Origin of the sequence: Streptomyces lushanensis (assembly GCF_001700515.1) — a bacterium.
Taxonomy (GTDB): domain Bacteria; phylum Actinomycetota; class Actinomycetes; order Streptomycetales; family Streptomycetaceae; genus Streptomyces; species Streptomyces lushanensis.
Genome location: NZ_MAUD01000647.1, coordinates 1 through 977, shown reverse-complemented (window position 1 = coordinate 977; position 977 = coordinate 1). Strand labels below are relative to the sequence as shown.

Below are 977 nucleotides of genomic sequence, written 5' to 3'. Positions count from 1 at the left end.
TCGGCGGCGTCACGGTCGTGTTGGATCAGCCGCGTGAGCCGCTGGTGCTCCCGGGTCCGTCGTAGTCGTCGCCGTACGCGCCCTTGGCGGGCCGGCGGCGGCGCAGCGGCGGTTCGACACCGTCCGCGAGCCGCCGGGCGGTCACGAGAAAGCCGGTGTGGCCGATCATGCGGTGGTCCGGGCGTACGGCGAGGCCCTCGACATGCCAGTTGCGGATCATCGACTCCCAGGCGGCCGGCTCGTTGAACGTGCCGAACTCCCGGATCGTCTCGACCGTGCGGGCGAGCTGCGTGGTCGTCGCGACATAGGCGCAGAGGATGCCGCCGGGAACGAGCGCCTTCGAGACGGCCTCGACGCACTCCCAGGGCGCGAGCATGTCCAGAATGACTCGGTCGACATCCGTGTCCGACAGATTGTCCTGGAGGTCACCGACCGTCAGCTCCCAGGCGGGATGTGGTCCGCCGAAGTAGCGCTCCACATTCTGCTGGGCGATCTCGGCGAAGTCCTGGCGGCGCTCGTAGGAGTGGAGCATGCCCTGGTCGCCGATGACACGCAGCAGGAAGCTGCTGAGCGAGCCGGAGCCCACACCCGCCTCGACGACGCGCGCGCCGGGGAAGATGTCGGCGAAGGCCAGGATCTGGCCGGCGTCCTTCGGATAGACCACGGCGGCGCCGCGGGGCATGGACAGGACATAGTCGGGGAGCAGGGGGCGCAGCGCGAGATAGGCGACGTTTCCCGTGGTACGGACAACACTGCCCTCGGGAGCACCGATCAGCTCGTCGTGCGGGAAGGACCCTTTATGGGTGTGGAAGTTCTTCCCGGCTTCGAGCGTGAAGGTGTAGTGGCGTCCCTTGGGGTCGGTGAGCTGAACCTGGTCCCCGACCTTGAAGGGGCCGCGTCTACGGGCGGCACCGGTCGGTTCGGACATGCCCCCACCTTAGTGCCTGTTCTTTGAGGGCTCGCTCGCCTCCGGGCGC

General features: G+C 68.6%; 1 protein-coding gene. It reads right to left on the bottom strand.

The window, feature by feature from the left end:
- Positions 1–25 precede the first annotated feature (25 nt).
- Positions 26–928, bottom strand: a complete 903-nt coding sequence (locus tag BFF77_RS32120) for a tRNA (adenine-N1)-methyltransferase (protein WP_066957079.1) — start codon at positions 926–928, stop codon at positions 26–28.
- Between the last annotated feature and the right edge of the window lie 49 nt (positions 929–977).